The sequence below is a fragment of the Calditrichota bacterium genome (assembly GCA_013152715.1).
Classification (GTDB): Bacteria; Zhuqueibacterota; Zhuqueibacteria; order Thermofontimicrobiales; family Thermofontimicrobiaceae; genus 4484-87.
This window is the reverse complement of the sequence record JAADFU010000177.1, coordinates 12,524-29,460: the sequence shown is the minus strand read 5'-3', so window position 1 is coordinate 29,460 and position 16,937 is coordinate 12,524. Positions and strand designations below refer to the sequence as shown.

17 protein-coding genes are annotated in these 16,937 nt (G+C 43.6%); 13 read left to right on the top strand and 4 right to left on the bottom strand.

Annotated elements, in window-relative coordinates:
* Positions 1-224: 224 nt before the first annotated feature.
* A complete protein-coding gene (gene idi / locus GXO74_13195) occupies positions 225-749 on the top strand; it encodes an isopentenyl-diphosphate Delta-isomerase (protein ID NOZ62620.1) in 525 nt (174 codons plus the stop codon).
* Between the two features lie 96 nt (positions 750-845).
* Here the strand turns inward: idi and GXO74_13190 are convergent, their stop codons facing one another.
* The 3 genes from GXO74_13190 to GXO74_13180 are packed head-to-tail and all read right to left on the bottom strand — an operon-like array spanning position 846 to position 3,483.
* The gene (locus tag GXO74_13190) at positions 846-1,703 is read right to left on the bottom strand and encodes a D-alanine aminotransferase Dat (GenBank protein ID NOZ62619.1); all 858 of its coding nucleotides are present in this window, start codon (positions 1,701-1,703) and stop codon (positions 846-848) included.
* Positions 1,704-1,738: 35 nt separating this feature from the next.
* On the bottom strand, positions 1,739-2,764 hold the full coding sequence (locus tag GXO74_13185; protein ID NOZ62618.1) for an alpha/beta fold hydrolase: 1,026 nt from the start codon (positions 2,762-2,764) through the stop codon (positions 1,739-1,741).
* A 56-nt stretch (positions 2,765-2,820) separates the two neighbouring features.
* Entirely contained in the window at positions 2,821-3,483 is a 663-nt protein-coding gene (locus GXO74_13180; GenBank protein NOZ62617.1) for a hypothetical protein, read from the bottom strand.
* A 264-nt stretch (positions 3,484-3,747) separates the two neighbouring features.
* On the opposite strand from GXO74_13180, the gene GXO74_13175 reads away from it, so the two are divergent.
* The 4 genes from GXO74_13175 (at position 3,748) to GXO74_13160 (ending at position 7,629) form a co-directional block, all read left to right on the top strand.
* Positions 3,748-4,203, top strand: a complete 456-nt coding sequence (locus GXO74_13175; GenBank protein ID NOZ62616.1) for a MarR family transcriptional regulator — start codon at positions 3,748-3,750, stop codon at positions 4,201-4,203.
* Between the two features lie 343 nt (positions 4,204-4,546).
* Entirely contained in the window at positions 4,547-5,098 is a 552-nt protein-coding gene (locus GXO74_13170) for an NADH dehydrogenase FAD-containing subunit (protein NOZ62615.1), read from the top strand.
* Positions 5,099-5,534: 436 nt separating this feature from the next.
* Positions 5,535-6,680, top strand: a complete 1,146-nt coding sequence (locus GXO74_13165) for a hypothetical protein (protein NOZ62614.1) — start codon at positions 5,535-5,537, stop codon at positions 6,678-6,680.
* Positions 6,658-7,629 carry a sigma-54-dependent Fis family transcriptional regulator gene (locus tag GXO74_13160; protein NOZ62613.1) on the top strand — a complete coding sequence of 324 codons (972 nt, stop codon included), beginning with the start codon at positions 6,658-6,660 and terminating at the stop codon, positions 7,627-7,629. The genes GXO74_13165 and GXO74_13160 overlap by 23 nt, the downstream gene beginning before the upstream one ends.
* Before the next feature lie 71 nt (positions 7,630-7,700).
* Here GXO74_13160 and GXO74_13155 read toward each other — a convergent pair whose 3' ends face one another.
* Complete coding sequence (locus GXO74_13155; GenBank protein ID NOZ62612.1) at positions 7,701-8,834, bottom strand: ATP-binding protein; 1,134 nt, start codon at positions 8,832-8,834, stop codon at positions 7,701-7,703.
* A gap of 288 nt (positions 8,835-9,122) precedes the next feature.
* Here GXO74_13155 and GXO74_13150 point away from each other — a divergent pair, with 288 nt between their 5' ends.
* The 8 genes from GXO74_13150 to GXO74_13115 form a co-directional block, all read left to right on the top strand.
* Positions 9,123-10,715, top strand: coding sequence for a SpoIID/LytB domain-containing protein (locus tag GXO74_13150; GenBank protein NOZ62611.1), 1,593 nt, complete (start codon positions 9,123-9,125; stop codon positions 10,713-10,715).
* Positions 10,716-10,764: 49 nt separating this feature from the next.
* Complete coding sequence (locus GXO74_13145) at positions 10,765-11,817, top strand: peptide chain release factor 2 (protein NOZ62610.1); 1,053 nt, start codon at positions 10,765-10,767, stop codon at positions 11,815-11,817.
* Between the two features lie 130 nt (positions 11,818-11,947).
* The gene (locus GXO74_13140; protein ID NOZ62609.1) at positions 11,948-13,057 is read left to right on the top strand and encodes an alanine racemase; all 1,110 of its coding nucleotides are present in this window, start codon (positions 11,948-11,950) and stop codon (positions 13,055-13,057) included.
* 15 nt (positions 13,058-13,072) lie between these two features.
* Positions 13,073-14,587, top strand: a complete 1,515-nt coding sequence (gene lysS, locus GXO74_13135) for a lysine--tRNA ligase (protein NOZ62608.1) — start codon at positions 13,073-13,075, stop codon at positions 14,585-14,587.
* A gap of 82 nt (positions 14,588-14,669) precedes the next feature.
* Positions 14,670-14,993, top strand: a complete 324-nt coding sequence (locus GXO74_13130; protein NOZ62607.1) for a DUF4258 domain-containing protein — start codon at positions 14,670-14,672, stop codon at positions 14,991-14,993.
* On the top strand, positions 14,990-15,205 hold the full coding sequence (locus GXO74_13125) for a hypothetical protein (GenBank protein NOZ62606.1): 216 nt from the start codon (positions 14,990-14,992) through the stop codon (positions 15,203-15,205). Before GXO74_13130 ends, GXO74_13125 begins: the two co-directional genes overlap by 4 nt.
* A gap of 118 nt (positions 15,206-15,323) precedes the next feature.
* On the top strand, positions 15,324-15,590 hold the full coding sequence (locus GXO74_13120) for a hypothetical protein (GenBank protein ID NOZ62605.1): 267 nt from the start codon (positions 15,324-15,326) through the stop codon (positions 15,588-15,590).
* Between the two features lie 118 nt (positions 15,591-15,708).
* On the top strand, positions 15,709-16,937 hold a 1,229-nt coding region (locus GXO74_13115; GenBank protein NOZ62604.1), incomplete at its 3' end, for an FtsX-like permease family protein.

Below are 16,937 nucleotides of genomic sequence, written 5' to 3'. Positions count from 1 at the left end.
GTTCCTTTCGCATCGTATGAATGAGATTCTTAAAGTGAGAAATAGCAAAAATTAATCTGATCTATTCCTTCTTTTGCCACGAAAGAGCAGACAGTCTTCCTTAATTGCAATTTTTGTTAAAATGTGAACAAAATAATTATAATGATAGTGAAATATACCGACAACAATCAATTCCATCTGGATATTTTTTTGAACAAGAGTGCATTTTAAGAAAATCAATTATTATGAAAGTGCATAAGAAAATTGATTCCGTAATCCTTGTCAACAAATCCGATACCCCCATCGGCACTGAACCCAAACTCCCCGCCCACCAAAAAGGCCTCCTCCACCGTGCCTTTTCGGTGTTTATTTTTAATCGGGATGGCGAAATGTTACTCCAGCGGCGGGCATGGGAAAAGTATCACTCGCCGGGGCTGTGGAGCAATGCCTGTTGCAGCCATCCACGGCCAGGGGAGGATACCGCTGCTGCTGCGCATCGCAGATTGAAAGAAGAATTGGGTTTTGATTCTGAGATTGAAGAAAAATTTCATTTTATTTACCGGGCGGAATTTGATAACGGACTGATTGAACACGAGTTGGATCATGTTTTTATCGGTCAGTACGATGGGGAAATCACTCCTGATCCGGCGGAAGTGGCAGAAATTCGCTGGATTAATCCAAATGTGTTAAAGCAGGAAATTGCTGAAAAACCGGATGAGTTCACTGTCTGGTTCAAGATTGTGCTGGAACGCGTGTTGGAAATTCTGTGAATTAAAATATGTGCTTTCTTTTGCGTAGCTTCCTGTTTGTGATCGTCGGGCTTTGGTTCGGCTATTTTTTTGTTGCAAATTTTTATTCCTTTTATTTTATTCGTCATTTTTGGAAGCGGTCATTTCAAAAAAGTTTTCCTGAATTTTTCTTGTCCAATGCCCCGGCTTGCTGTTCCCGATAATAAAATTGTCCACCTGCACGATGGGCGTGATTTCAACAGTTGTTCCGACTAACAGCAGCTCGTCGAGGTTTTCCAAATCGCTTTCTGGGATGGGCCTTTCCCTGACGGGAAGATTGATTCTCGGGCAAATTTCCTTCAGAACAACCTGTCTGGTGATGCCCGACAAAATCAAATTGGAAAGCGGTTGTGTGTAAAGCACGTTCTCTTTGATGCCGCAAACGTTAGTGTGTGTGCCTTCGGTGATATAACCGTCTCTGACAAAAATTGCCTCGGCGGCGCCGTTATCGATGGCGTTTTGCCGCGCCAGAACATTCGGCAGCAGGGCGATAGATTTGATGTCGCAGCGCAGCCAGCGCAGATCGGGCTGACGGAAAACTTTCACACCGTTCTCGATTTCTTCGGTGTGAGATTTGAATTTCGAAGTCATGATTAGCACTGTGGGAGGCGTATCTTTTGGCGGAAAGAAATGCCGTCGCGGATTAAAGGCGCCGCGGGTGATTTGAATGTAGGCCAGCGCATTTTCGCCCGGTAAATTATTTTTTTTTATTAAAAATTCAATAATTTCAGGGAATTCTGTCAAATGAGGCGGCTCGATTCGCAATTCTTTCAAACCATTTTCCATTCTTTTCAAATGCGCCTCTGTCTGAAAAAAATGATCGTCGTAATAGCGCACGACTTCGTAAACACCATCGGCAAATAAAAATCCGCGTTCGTAAGGGGAGACAGATATTTTTTCTTCTTCAATAAATTCACCGTTGAAGTAAGCTAACATTAACCTTTCCTCCAAAAAATTCAGGTTTGAATTTTTCAATGGTTTTTATTTTCAAAAAAATCAGCTATTTGCGCACGGCAAAGTTCGAGCTGACATCCGACGGCCAGATGGCCGCAGTTACTCTTCAGTATTAAAGTTTCGGCATTAATCATTTGCGCCAATTTCAGCGCCGGCGTTGGGTTGATGTAATGATCCTGTTTGGCAACGATAATGAAAACTTTTGCTTTGATCGTTGCTGCGGCTTTTTCCATGGAGCCGCCGAATGAACGCGTGATGTCGTGAGAAATCATGGCGCGCGTTTGATATTCCCAGTTGTCCACAGTGAAATAGAGCTTTTTTGGGGCGTCGAAACTGGCGAGAAAATCCGCAAATTCTTCGCGGGAAATATGCTGCACTCGATGTTCCGGTGTGCGTGCAATCAGCGCCTGAGTCATGCGCAGAGTTTTCAAAATTTCATTTTCAGGCTGTCGCGATTTTTTCCCGGATTCGATGATTTGCAAATAGGTGTGAAAAATCAACAAGTCAAAAGTGGACGGCTTTGGCGTGCAAACATACGCCACGGCTTTGTCGATGAAATCAGGATAGGAAACGATCCATTGTAACACTTGCATGCTGCCCATAGAGCCGCCGATAATGCCGTACAGATTCTCGATGCCCAGAACTTTTGTGAGCAGCAAATATTGGGAATTCACCATGTCGCGAATTGTGAAAACAGGGAATTGATCTCCGGGCTGAAGCTCGCTATTGGAAGGCGAACTAGAGACGCCGTTTCCCAGGGCATCGACGCAGATGATGAAATAGCCAGTGCTGTCAATCAGGTTGTTTGGCCCGATGAAATGGGAAAGATGCTCGCTGGTGCCGCCAAACCAGGTCGGATTCAAAATAGCGTTTGATTTTTCCTGATTTAATTGGCCGAAAGTGCGGTAGCCGACGCGCAAATCTTTTAGCGTGTCGCCGCTTTCGAGCACGAAATCGCCCAGTCGTGCAATGTGCAGATTTGAATCGGCGTAGGCGTGAATTGCAAATGACAAAAACAACAAAGTCAAAAACAAGCGTTTCATGGCAATCTCTTTCAAAAAGGTTAGCAATTTGGGTTGTGTTTCATATTTTTTCAAAACTACTCAACTTCTCCTTTGAACCATTCCTTGGCTTGAATTTTTTCAATGTGGCGGGTCTGCGGATCGATCACAAATTCGATGCTGGCGCTATACATTAAATCGTACTGATGCGAAAGGGCAATGATGCGATGGCGTTCGTCATCGTAGAAAAATTTCCAATTAGGTTTTGGCGACAATTCGAGTTTTGATTCTTTAACAGTGATTTGTTTTTGCAATTCTGGAAGGATTAATCGATATGTCGAATCCAGAGTCGGGACAAATTTTTCACAACGAGCGAGTTGCCGGAATTGATCGGGATATAGTTCGAGGCGATGAATGGTTTTTTTAATGTAGCGCATTGTCTGCGATTTTATTTTCCATTTGCCGGTAATCTCAACGAGCGAATTTTTTGGAGCAGCAATGGGCCTGGCGAGGGGTATCCGCAAAAAGCCAATTTTCTCTCTGAAAATGTTCAGATAGGAGGATCTGGTTTTACTCGTTGCCGGCCGGTAAATTGCGGTGAGAATCGCAGTTGAATCATTTTTCAAATTGACGTCTTGCGGAGTGATTTCAATGTATCGCTGGTGATTGTAAAAATATGATTGGTCAAAAAGGAGCTGCGGCGCGGTTGGATGACAGGACAACGCCAACAGTGTGACGATGGCAAATCTGATTTTTGACATGGAGACGCCCCCCGTTTTATTAGAGAAAAGGGTCACTTCAAAAATATAAAATTTTATCAACTCAATAGCAAGCGGAAAATGAAAAAAAGTCATTTTTATTATCCGTGTTTGCGCGGTTGCAGCAAATTATCAAAATTGAAACTTTGTCCGTCATCAAGGATGATGATTCAGCGCAAAAAAATAAAAATCTTCTTGATTTTTATTGGTTAAATCTCTACATTTATAAAATTTGATATTATTAACTATTTGAGTTGGCAGACGAATATGACAAAACAAACGGGTAAGCCCATCTCTTTGCTTTTGGGAGAAATAGCGAGCGAGCTTTTTGCAAATTGTAATGAGAAAGAGAGTCGCTACGTGTCTCGCTACGGCATCTCTCTCGGGGAAGCCAAATGTTTGCGGAAGATGAATGGATTTGATAGTCTGACAGTAAATCAACTGGCTCATGAATTGAATCTAACCAGCAGCCGTATTACGCGCATTACTGATAGCCTGGTCGCCAAAGGCTACGTACTCAGAGAAACTGATTCGCACGACCGGCGCGTTTACAATTTGACGTTGACTGAGAAAGGAAAGAAATTGGCCGGCGATCTGATTGACGGCTACAAAAAAATCCATAGCGAAATTTTGAGAAATGTTCCGCAAGAGTATCACGCAATAATGATCGAAGCGCTGAAGGTATTAAATCTGGCCGTTGTGGAATGGCTTGAGAAACATTGATGCGGTTGAAAATGTGCGTGGGGCATCTTCCCGCGCTAAACAATTAATTTCACAATTTGCTGCAAAAGTAAACTTCGCCATGACGACGCCAGTAATTTTGAAAAAGTTCGCTGTACTGATTGCCGGGTATAAATAAATATCTGGCTTTTTTTTTACTGATTTTGACGCTAACTGGCGCTGAATTCGATGAACCGTTTTTTGGGCGCTAATCACTGGATTTTCATTGTGAAATTCGAAATGTTGCGGATTGGGAAGCGGCGGCAAATCGAGCAGAAATTTGCTAATAAAATTGAACTTCTGGCAAAACATTTCGTTAAAGCTTCTTACGAAAAAATCTGGTGCAATGATGGTACAGAAATTGGAAAAAGAGCTCAGCGAATTGAAGGAACAATTGGCGAGTTTGAAAAAGGGCAATCAAAACAAGGCGGCGCTGATCATCTTTTCCGGCGATCTGGACAAGCAAATCGCAGCGTTCAATATTGCCACTGGCGCTGCGGCGTCGGGTATGGAAGTGGTGATGTTTTTCACTTTCTGGGGAATTTCGGCGCTGCGCCATGCGAAGAAGAAAGCGTCGGGGAAAGATTTGATTTCTCGCGTGTTCGGCTGGATGCTTCCCAAAGGAATGGGGAAAATAAAATTGTCGCAAAAACATTTTGCCGGCGTCGGCACGCACATGATAAAGAGATTAATGGAAAAAAAGCGCGTTCCGTCTCTATATGAAATGTTGAAAATCTCCGAAAGTCTGGGCGTGCGCATTTACGTCTGCCAGATGTCCATGGGATTGATGGGGTTTCAGCGCGAAGAGATGATTGATTACGATCATTTGAAATATTGCGGCGTTGCAACATTTATTGCAGAAGCAAAAGACAGCCAAATTCAATTATTCATTTCCTAAACGTTAAGCGACTTTTGTCATTGATTGATTTTATGGATGTTAATTAAGGACAGAAGGGAATCTTTTAAGATTATTGCTCATCTAAAGAAATGGAACACTTTTGCAATATAATCGTAAAAAATTGTGAATAATGTCGATTGCGCGAAAAGGGAATGCGCTAATGGTGAGCTTATTGATTTAACAGAGCAGAAAGTTGTCTTGTTCTTTGAAAAATTAAACCTGGCAGCCTATTTGCAACTCTGTCAAGAATGTTCATTTTTCCCATGGTAAAAAATATTTCTTGACATTACTGCAAAATATTGTTATATTATTTTTTATAACAGCTTAATTTCTTGAATGTTATCTGGTATGGTGTTGCTAGTAGGATCAAATTCTGCGTCAATTAATTTCGGAAACAGTTCTTGTATTGCAACCATTCGATAATTCGAGCATAATTTTGACTACGGTAAAGAAACAATTTCTTATCCTCAGCGTGATCTGGCTCTTGCTTTTTTTGCTCTCACAATATCTCTTGGGATTTCAGCATTGGGATGTGCCGAGTCTCAGCATCGCTAATTACTATCTCTTTTTGATGATTTTTCTGTTGGCTGTCACGATTGCAGTGAAGGAAAAGTATTTTCCCATCGCTTATCTGTACGTCAGCCTGATGGCGCTGGCCTATCTGTCCGGGTTTTTCGTTATGTTCACCGGCAAAGCCTATGGCATCGGAGATGATTCTCTTATGTACAAATGCTGGGGATACAGGAAAATCGCGATTCACCTGGCGGTCTTTTTGAGCGTCGCTTACATTGCCATTTGCCAGGTGGGACGAAACTGCAAAAGAGTTTTTCGTGTGGCCGTTAGTCTGGCGCTCGGGTTTTTGGTGGCATACTTCTTTTTCAGGGACCTTGTTTACAATCCGGGCCAATTGCTTCAAGAAGGGATCATAGATCGTCTTTTATCCGCCGGCATTGCGATGAATGCCTTGACGATTGTGCTCATTAGCGTTTATAGCCTTTCATACTATCGCCAGGGAAAGCCATTTTCCGGACACATAAATTTTTTGGTTGTGGGTTTCTTTTTCTTTTTGCTCATTGATATCAATGATAATTATTTTACGTTGCAGCAGAAAGAAAGTCCGATAATCAGCCAGGTGATATTAATTATCAATCTGATTTATTTTGTGTTGGTTTTGGCGCACAAACTCTATTTCATGCAATCGCCGTACGGCAGTTTTTGGGAAGAAGCTGTTAGTGGCAAAAGGAAAACCAAATACGACATAATTCTCAAGATTTCATCTGTCGAGAAAAAGCTGCTGGAGTTCACGGAGCGTTTTCAACCTGCTCATCGCTGGATTTTATCTGTGATTTTGATTTGTATCGCCATCGTTTTGCTGATATTATTTTTTCCTTATGAATATACTGCAAGGACGGTGGCCGTCATCATTGTGTTTGCTGTTTTGTTGTTATCATATCTTTTTTATTTAATAAAGAAGAAGACCAACAAAGAGTTTAAAATAAAAAGAAAGGAAAAACTAATAACTAAAGGTACAAAAAACAAACAAAAAAAAGGTGCACAAAATGGAAGAAAAAGCGAGAAATAACGACCAGCTTGAACAGCAAGAGCCAATTGTTGGTTCGAGCCCTGAAGTGCGTCGTCTCAAACGCGCTGTTAAAAAATTAGCTAAAATCGAATCCAATGTATTAATTGTTGGCGAGACCGGGACCGGCAAAGAGTTCATTTCCCGGCACATTTTTAATCTGAATCGTCGTTACAACAAAGCATTCGTGAGAATCGATTGCTCTGCATTGGGCAAAACTATTGACCAGAAAGACTTGTACGGACAGGATTCCGAAGGCGATCAGGCAGTGATGCGCAGCATCGGTTTGCTGGAAAAAGCGAATAAAGGAATTCTCTATCTGGACAATGTCGGCGATATGAACAGCGAATATCAGGAAGAATTTTTGCGTGTTTTGCGTGATAAAATGATTCGTCGCGTGGGCAGTCAGGAAAGCGTTTTTGTCGATGTGCGCGTGATTGCCGCCACGGATCGCGATCTGTTGCCGGAAATTGATTCCGGGAAATTTCGCCGTGAATTGTATTTCTTGCTGAACACTATCACGCTGGTCATTCCGCCGCTGCGCGAGAGAAAACAGGATATTCCTGACTTGTTTTCTTATTTTCTTGAAAAATATTGTGAGCAGGAAGAAAAAGAATTGCCGGCGGTCAACTCTGAAATTTTTGAATCAATTTTAGAGTACAATTGGAAAGGCAATATCCGCGAGTTAGAAAACACAGTGCAAAATCTGGTGATGCTTTCCCCTGAAGGCGAACTGTCGCCGGAGTTTCTGCCGTTTCGCATCAAAAAACATCCTTACGAATTCCTGGAGCCGCGCAATCTCAAACGGGTTATTTCCGATATTGAGGTTTACCTGATCAAAAAAGCGCTGAACAAATTCGGCGGCAATCAGGTAAAAGCGTCTCGGTTATTGGGAATTCCCGAAGCGACGTTGCGATTCAAAATGAAAAAATATCGTATTCCGCGTGAATAGTCAGAGTTGTATTTTTTCAAATAAAGAAGGCGCCCAATGCGGCGCCTTTTTTGTTAGTGAAAAGGAAAATTTTATCTCCACAGACGAAAGCGTTCTTTCAGGGGCACTTTCTCTTTGGGAACTTCCACGATCATGCCGCCCTCGCTGAAGAAAAATAAATCTCCGATCATCAGACCAATGGATTTGCGCAAAGGTTTCCAGTTTTGGCGGTAGGCTTCGCTATCCACGCGGGTGCCTTCGCGGGATTTTTGCACTAATCGCACCCGCTGCGGGTATTCCCTGTTAATCATGAAGGGCGAATGGGTAGTGTAAATGAGCTGGTTTTTCATGGCGAAATTTTCCAACACCTTGACCAGATCTTTTTGCCCGGACGGATGGAGATGAATGCCGGGCTCGTCGATGAGAAACATATATTCATTTGCCCGGGCTTCGTAGGTCTGCGCCAGAAAATTAATGTAGAACGAAAGATACCAGCGAAAACCGAGACTGCGAGATTCCGGCGTGTCAAAAACCGTGGTGCTGTCAGAAATGTCGATGTACAACAATTTTCCGTTGACATTGAGCTTGATCTCGATGGTCGGCTCCTGTGACCACACTCGCCTGATTTGCTCGGTGATCACCCGGCTGGCTTCTTCCGAGGCGCGTCTGCCGCGAGTGGAATCCTCGAAAATGACTTCCATGTTCTGGATGCCGCCGACCTTGAGCAGATTGCGTTCTGTGGTAAATCCCGGTCGGCCATCAACCAGGCTGTAATAGTCCACGCGATTTTTTATCAGCGGGATATTGTCGAAATAGACAATTTTTGGTAAAATGCGCAGAAATTTTTTAATATCGGGGATGGGAATCTCTGAATCGTCAATGTAAACGGTGTAGTCTGTGATCTCAGGCCCGTCTTTTTTAACAGAAAAGTTTTCCGCCGATTTGAACGCTTCTGAGTGTTGGATCAGCTTCATGCGATTTTCTTTTGTTAAATTAGAAAATTCCAGCACAATTTCCGGGCATTTTTTTTGATAATAATATTCAGAATATTGGCAGGTCATCGTGTTGTCGAACGGCGCGTCGAAATTAAACGCCACCAGCGATTTGAGGATGTTTGTTTTTCCGCTTTCATTGGGCCCGATGAGAACGGTAATTCTGGGGTCGTAAGGAATTGTCAGGTCAAAGATCGATTTAAAAGCGCGGATGTAAGCATTTGATAGAGTCATTTTCAATCCTGTAAGTTGGCGGTCGGTTATTGTTACGATAATATAACAAGCTAATATTTTTAAGTCAAGTAAAAAGTTGATTTATTTGAAAAAAATAAAAAGATAGTTTTATTTGACGAAAGCTAATAAATTTTACGTTTACGATTGATTTTGCAGTCTTTTTCGCCTTGACTATTAATAAAAATTATTGTATATTTAAGTTTATTTGACGGAAGTCTGCTTTACTGAAAAGTGCGGCATTCACGAATAAGCCCATGCCAGACCATCGATCAAAACTCGGAGCAAAAAATGAGCATAGGAAATGGATGTCTTGATAGTTCGCAAGGGTTACGCATCGGATTTGTGGAACAACGGGATTTTTGGGATTTTAAACTGACGGGTCCCTTTTCTGTTTTCGACGAGCGAGGCGAGGCGATTTTAAAGAATGTGCCGCCAACGTTTCGCTGTCGGATTCAGTTGGAAAATTGGCAGCCGGCGAAATTTGAATATCAGATTTTGATTGGTCGCTTTTTTGACAAAAGCAGCGCCAGAGAAGCGGAATACAAATTGATCGAGAAAGGAGTCGGGGCAATGCTGCGCCGCATTGGCGGCAAGCATATTCACAGTAATAAAATTGTTCAGGATACAACGGAGTACTGGCTGGTCGTGGATCAGATGAAGTCTGAGCAAGACGCGCAAGAGTTTGCTAAAGAGAGGTTGCCGGGAATTCCGTACACTGTCATTCGTCAAAAAATCAGCGAACCTCACGCGTTGTTCAATTTACTGGATCACACTTCTGAAAAATTGGGGGAATCCCAGAATTTGATTCGGGTTGTCCCTGAAAATGCGAATACCAAGGTATTTCTCTATCACCTGACACGCGAAGGGTCGGAAAGCAAAGAATTTGAGAGATATGCAAAATTGCGGGGAGTAGTTGAATTTCGCTGTTTGCACAATGATTTGATTGGCGCGATTTCAACGTTCCCGGTCGAAGACTATGTGGAGAATATTGTCGCGTTGAATTACGCGGACGGAATGCCGGTGAACGCGCTGAAAGCTCTGTCCGTAGCTGTGAGAAGCAAGGCACTGTCCGGATATTGCGTGCGCCATGAAAATGAACCCTATGATATTTGCAATAAAAGCCATTGCCAGACATTTGAGGGCTATCGCGAGATCCCTGATAGTGTGAAAAAAATCATCAGAAGCACAACGGGAGAAGTGCTTTTTCGCAAAAAGAGGATTGTGCAGGCTGAAATGACAGCGGTCTGCGGCGGGCATACTGAATCCGCGTCATTGCCGGACAGGTACAAATTTGAGCTCGATTATCCGCCGGTGTTTGATAGCCAGCGCAAGCAGATCCCGAAGAAATATTCAGATCTGTCCGATGAGACGACCATTCGGAGCTGGATCGATGAGTTTGTCGATGCCAATTGTGATTTGAACGAGAAAGCCGATCCGGCGGTTGTCAGTGTGTTTCAGCCGGATTTTCGCTGGAGCCGATTTTATGCCAGCGACGAATTGGGAATGTTGATCGAGAAAAAAATAGGCCGCTCGATCGGCGCTATTTTCGCTATCATTCTCACGAAAAGAAGCCTTTCCGGGCGCGTGCAGGAAATGGAAATTTTGGCGGCGGATACGAATCTGGTTTTAAAGGGAGAAACTGAAATCCGTCAGATTTTCGGCGGAGTTGATGAACTTCCCGGCGCTTGTTTCTACGTTGAGAATCAAATGGACGAAGAAGGTTTCCCAATTTCATTCACTTTTCACGGAGCGGGCCGCGGCCACGGCGCGGGTTTGTGCATTGCTGGATCTATCGGGCTGGCACAGAACGGCGTCGGGTACAAAGAAATTTTGTCCCACTATTTTCGTGGCACGACTTTGAAAAAAATTTATGGAGAATAAATTATGATTTCAGACTTGAATGAACAACTGAAAAATTTGATCCTGCGCATTGAAAAACTTCGAGGTTATCTTTGAAATAGAAAAAAAACAGGAAGAAATCAAATCATTTGAGAAAAAAACGCTGGCGCCGAATTTCTGGGACAATCGTGAGCAAGCGCAGAAAATTATGCAGAAAATTGACGAGCGAAAGAACGTTGTCGAAAAATGGCAGTCATTGCGGGACAAAGCCAATTACGTCAAAGAACTGCTGGAATTAACGGAACAGGAAGAAGACAGCCAGTTTTTGCAGGAATTGACGACTGAGCTCGATTCGCTGCAAAAAGGTATCGATGACCTAGAATTTGAGAGTATGCTCAGCGATCCGGACGATCATTTGAACGCGATTTTGACAATTCACCCGGGAGCGGGCGGTACCGAGAGTCAGGATTGGGCGCAGATGTTGATGCGCATGTACGTTCGCTGGATCGAGCGCAAGGGTTTTAAATATCAAATTATGGATTTGCAGGCCGGTGACGAAGCCGGGATTAAAAGCGTCACGTTGGAGGTGGCGGGAAAGTACGCTTTCGGATATCTGAAAGCTGAAATCGGCGTTCATCGGCTGGTGCGCATTTCGCCGTTTGACGCCAACAGTCGTCGGCACACGTCGTTTGCGTCGGTGTTTGTCTATCCCGAAGTGAATAACGAAATCGAAATCACAGTTAATCCCAATGATTTGAGAGTGGATACCTATCGCGCCAGTGGCGCCGGCGGGCAGCACGTAAACAAGACGAGTTCCGCGGTGCGCATAACGCATCTGCCCACGGGAATTGTGGTGCAATGTCAGAGCGAACGCTCGCAACACATGAATCGCGATAATGCCATGAAAATTTTGATGTCTCGATTGTACCAAAAGAAAAAAGAAGAGGAGCGCCAAAAGCTGCAACAATTAGAGGACAGTAAAAAAGACATCGCCTGGGGCAGTCAGATCCGCTCCTACGTTTTTCATCCGTACAACATGGTCAAAGATCATCGTACAAAAGTGGAAACCAGCAATATTCAGGATGTAATGGACGGTAATCTTGACGCGTTCATTCAGGCGTATTTAATGGAAAATGCAAGCTAATTGCCAGGAAATTATTAAAATTAAAAATTTTTTGGCATATTTTGTTGGACAAATAATGAAATCGATTTCAATTGAATTTTTTTTAAATTTGTAAAGTAGAAATTAATAGCATCAGTTTCAGGAGGAAGAGTTGCGCCCAACAGTGGCGGAGATTGATCTTTCGGCAATATCTTTTAATATTCGGGCGATTCGAGAAAAGGTTTTTCCGGCTCAGGTGATGGCAGTGGTTAAGGCTGACGCCTATGGTCATGGCGCTGTGCCGGTAGCGAAAGAAGCGTTGAAAAGCGGCGCGGCATATCTGGGCGTTGCTCTTGTGGAGGAAGGCATTGAACTGCGAGATGCCGGAATACGGGCGCCGATTCTCGTTTTTGGCGGCGCTTTGGAAGAACAATTGCCTCTCTTTGCCAAATACAATTTAGAACCGACGATTTACACTATTGAACTTGCGCGCTATCTTTCGCAGATTGCCAGAAGCGAAAACAAAAAAATTCCCGTGCACGTGAAGGTTGATACCGGAATGGGGCGAGTCGGCGTGCCACACGCCCAGTCCATGGCGTTCATCGAGACGATTGCCCAGTTGCCGGGAATTGAAGTGAAAGGACTTTACACGCATTTTTCGACATCGGACGAGCGGGACAAAAGTTATTCTCATTTGCAATTTGCCAGATTTGAGGAAATCATTCGCTGTTTGAAAAATAAAAAAATTGAAATCCCGCTCAAACATGCTGCCAATAGCGGGGCAATTTTGGATTTGCCAGAGACATATCTCGACATGGTCCGTCCCGGCGTGATGATGTACGGTTACTACCCGTCAAACCAAACAACGGAAAGCGTCACCATTAAATCGGCGATGACATTTAAAACCCGGGTGCTGCATATTAAAGATGTGCCGGAAAATACCAGCGTGAGTTACGGGCGGAAATTTATCACCAAAAAACCCACACGAATCGCGACACTGCCCGTGGGATACGCGGACGGTTACAATCGTCTGCTTTCCAATAAAGCGCAGGTAACGATTCGCGGCAAGAAATTTCCTGTCGTTGGCAGGGTTTGTATGGATTTAATTTTAATAGATTTGGGCGATGACCGGGAAGCTCAAATTGGCGATGAAGCGGTGTTATTTGGAAAAAAAGAAGAAAATAATTTTGCAGTGGAAGAGTATTGTGAAATCACCAATACGATTCCCTACGAGGTCACCTGCTGGGTGTCAAAAAGAGTACCGAGAATTTACAAAAAATAGTAACGGAGTTTGGAAGTGGAAGAATTGACAGAATTTCAGAAAATCAGACGAGAAAAATTAGAACAGATTCGGGAATTAGGTTTTAATCCTTATCCGTTTTCTTTTAAAAGGACGGATTTTGCGGCGGATATTATTGAAAATTTTAATCCTGACGAAAAACGAAAAGTGAGCGCCGCCGGAAGAATCATGGCCATGAGAAAACACGGCAAAGCCGCGTTCAGCCACATCATGGATAGCAGCGGCAAAATCCAGATTTATGTGCGCAAAGATCATGTCGGCGATAAAAAATATGAGTTATTCAAATTGCTGGACATCGGCGACATTATTGGAGTGGAAGGCGAGATTTTCAAAACGCACACCGGCGAGATCACGATTTTAGTGGAAAAATTGGAATTGCTGTCCAAGAATTTGCGTCCGCTGCCCATTGTGAAAGAAAAAATTGAAGACGGCGAGCGCCAGATTTATGATGAGTTTGCCGACAAAGAGCTGCGCTATCGGCAGCGGTATGTAGATTTAATTGTTAATCCGCAGGTGCGGGAAGTTTTTCTCAATCGCACGAAAATTATCCGGGAATTGCGTTCTTTTCTGGAAGAAAAAGATTATCTTGAAGTGGAAACGCCAATTTTGCAACCTTTGTACGGCGGGGCTGCTGCCAGACCGTTCGTTACGCACCACAATGCCCTGGATATTGATTTGTATTTGCGAATCGCCGATGAACTTTATTTGAAAAGACTCATTGTGGGCGGGTTTGACGGTGTGTTTGAATTTGGCAAAGATTTCCGCAACGAAGGTATCGACCGTTTTCACAATCCGGAATTCACCATGCTCGAGTTGTACGTGGCGTACGAAGATTATTATTTCATGATGGATTTGGTGGAACAGATGGTGTCGCGTGCGGTCATGGCTGTGCACGGAACGCATAAAATAACTTTTCAGGGACATGAAATCGATTTCACGCCACCGTGGAAGAGAATCAAAATGCGCGATATTTTGCAAGAGGTCGCCGGAGAGGATTTATTCGGGAAGAGCCGGGACGAATTGCGTCAGGTCGCTAAAAAACTGAATGTTCCGGTGGATGACAGCGCTGACGTGGGCAAAATCATCGATGAAATTTTTAGCGAAAAAGTGGAGCCGAACCTCATTCAGCCGACTTTTGTCATGGATTATCCCATTGAATTGTCGCCGTTGGCGAAAAAACATCGTTCGGAATCAGGAATTGTCGAGCGGTTTGAGGGCTTCCTTGCCGGCAAGGAAATTTGCAATTCATTTTCCGAATTGAACGATCCCATTGATCAGAAAGAGCGTTTTCAGCAGCAAGTGGAATACGGCAGAGCCGGTGACGAAGAAGCCCATGTGATGGACGAAGATTACATACGCGCGCTGGAGTACGGCATGCCGCCGACAGCCGGATTGGGCGTGGGAATTGATCGTCTGGTCATGATTTTGACGGACTCGCCGTCCATTCGTGACGTTATCTTTTTTCCGCACATGCGGCCGGAGAAGAGTGAAAAAGAAGATAGAGGAGAATAGCTTGTCGAATAGATACGCCTTTAGCTATCTATTCAGAAGATTTCAATTTGCTCAAAAAGTAAACAGAAAAGCAGAAAAGAAATTGAGTGACACGCTGAAGAAAATAAAAAAGCTTGTTTTAATTGGCGATGTTCGTATTTCTGAACATGGATATGACGAACTTGTTAGTGATGAGCTTTCTGTTCGCGAAATTGTAAAGAGTGTGAATGATGCTATTTTAGTTGAAGATTATCCTAATTATCCAAAAGGAGCAGCAGTGTTGGTGCTGCAGATTGACAAAAAGGGGAATCCTATCCACGTGGTTTGGGGTATTCCCAAAGGGCATACACGTCCTGCTGTCCTTGTGACAGCGTACCGTCCGGCCCCCGAGCGATGGAACGAAAATTTTATGGAGCGCAAACGATGAAAACGCGAAAAAAAACAAAATATATCCATGAAGGTCAGTATGTGGCAGAGGTTGATGTGGAATTAATCATCAGTGATGATGAATGGGCGCCATATTTGACTCTTCAAGACGCATATAAGCTTGACGAAGTGCGCGAAGCTTTGCGTCGGGATGATTTAAAATCAGCGGCAAAAAAAGCGCGTGTTTTCAAAATGGAGCCTGTCAATGTCTAACCTTATTTTGACGAAAACCAGCGATAGGGCTGGTTAACTTCAGTTTGCCGATATTTTCCGAAAGAGAAATTAACAAAAGTCATCGCGCTAACTTTTGCAAATTGGAAATTACAATGCCATGAAAACACAATCCATTGACACGCATCCTGAAGCTGAAAAAGTTCAGATTGAGCTGCTGAGAAAGATGAGTTTCTCCGATAAATTTTATCTGGTGATGAAATTATCCGAAACAGCGATGAAATTGTCAAAACGCGCCATTGCCAGAGCGAATAAGGATTTGAACGAGGAGCAGGTGAATTTGCTTTTTATTGAATACCATTATGGCAAAGATTTAGCGGATCGGGTGAGAAAAGCTATGGAAGAAGGAAAGAGTAAAAAGAAATAGTGCTGTATTCATTTTGGAGGCCGGCCCTCATTAAGGATGACGGTGATTTTTTTCAAAACCTTTTCCAACCATATTCATCTAAACAATCTGTTGAAAAAGAATAAAAGCAGAGATTGACATGTCCTATGAAATTTTTGTTGCCAGACGTTACTTCAAATCGAAGCGGCGAACTGGTTTTATTTCCCTGATTAATTATTTTTCCATTGCCGGCGTGATGATCGGCGTGGCGGCGCTGACCATTGTGCTTTCTGTGATGAACGGATTCGAAACAGAAGTGCGTTCGCGAATTGTGGGATTTGATTCGCACATTCGCTTTCGCAGTTTCCACGATCGTGGGATTGAAAACTATCCGCGAATTTTGAAAGAACTGAAAAAATTTGATCATGTCGTTGCTGTTTCGCCTTATATTTACGACAAAGGTCTGATTGTCAACGGCCCCAATCGAGATGCCATCATCATTAAAGGCGTGGATCCGGTCAGCGCGGTGCAGGTTTCCGATGTAGGAAAAAATATAACGTGGGGTTCTTTTGATCTGGACACTGTGAATGTTCCCGACGGAAAGCCGCTGCCAGGAATTGTGTTGGGTAAGAGCCTCGCTTTGCGGCTGGATGTCCAATTGGGCGATAAAATTATCATCGGTACTTTTCCCGGAAATACGAACTTTTTTCTCCCGCAACAACCGCTGATGAAAGCGTTCATTGTCAACGGTATGTTTGAGACCGGGCTTTATGAGTTCGACAGCAATTTTGGCTACATTTCTCTGAAATGCGCGCAGGATTTGCTGCGCATGGGAAAGACGCAGGTCTCCGGCGTGGAAGTGATGCTGGATAAGTTGGATCTGAAACTGGTCACCAGCACTGCGGACAAAATGAACGACCATTTCGGATATCCCTATCTGGCGGAGACCTGGTTTGAGCGCAACAAAAATCTCTTTTCGTGGATGCAAATCGAAAAATGGGCGGCGTTCATCATTTTAAGTTTGATTATTATGGTCGCCGCTTTTAACATTATCAGCACGATGATTATGGTGGTGATGGAAAAGAAAAAAGAGATTGGCATTCTGAAATCTCTGGGAGCGGAAAATCGCTCAATTATGCGCATATTTGTCTATCAGGGATTGATCTCGGGGCTCATTGGTACGATTGTCGGTAGCGTAATCGGCTATGTGCTTTGTTGGTCTCAGTTTCATTATCACTGGTTTTCGCTGCCGCCAGATATTTATTTTATCAGCTCGCTGCCAGTGGAAATGAAAGCGCTGGATTTTATTCTTATTGGCGTTGCCGCTATTTTGTTGTCATTTTTTGCAACGCTTTACCCGTCATTCAAGGCGGCGAAGTTGGATCCTGT

Bases quoted from the DNA above. Each gene is read 5' to 3' on its own strand.
- idi (NOZ62620.1), top strand. From the start codon at position 225: ATGAAAGTGCATAAGAAAATTGATTCCGTAATCCTTGTCAACAAATCC.
- GXO74_13190 (NOZ62619.1), bottom strand. From the start codon at position 1,703: ATGTTAGCTTACTTCAACGGTGAATTTATTGAAGAAGAAAAAATATCT.
- GXO74_13185 (NOZ62618.1), bottom strand. From the start codon at position 2,764: ATGAAACGCTTGTTTTTGACTTTGTTGTTTTTGTCATTTGCAATTCAC.
- GXO74_13180 (NOZ62617.1), bottom strand. From the start codon at position 3,483: ATGTCAAAAATCAGATTTGCCATCGTCACACTGTTGGCGTTGTCCTGT.
- GXO74_13175 (NOZ62616.1), top strand. From the start codon at position 3,748: ATGACAAAACAAACGGGTAAGCCCATCTCTTTGCTTTTGGGAGAAATA.
- GXO74_13170 (NOZ62615.1), top strand. From the start codon at position 4,547: ATGATGGTACAGAAATTGGAAAAAGAGCTCAGCGAATTGAAGGAACAA.
- GXO74_13160 (NOZ62613.1), top strand. From the start codon at position 6,658: ATGGAAGAAAAAGCGAGAAATAACGACCAGCTTGAACAGCAAGAGCCA.
- GXO74_13155 (NOZ62612.1), bottom strand. From the start codon at position 8,834: ATGACTCTATCAAATGCTTACATCCGCGCTTTTAAATCGATCTTTGAC.
- GXO74_13150 (NOZ62611.1), top strand. From the start codon at position 9,123: ATGAGCATAGGAAATGGATGTCTTGATAGTTCGCAAGGGTTACGCATC.
- GXO74_13125 (NOZ62606.1), top strand. From the start codon at position 14,990: ATGAAAACGCGAAAAAAAACAAAATATATCCATGAAGGTCAGTATGTG.
- GXO74_13120 (NOZ62605.1), top strand. From the start codon at position 15,324: ATGAAAACACAATCCATTGACACGCATCCTGAAGCTGAAAAAGTTCAG.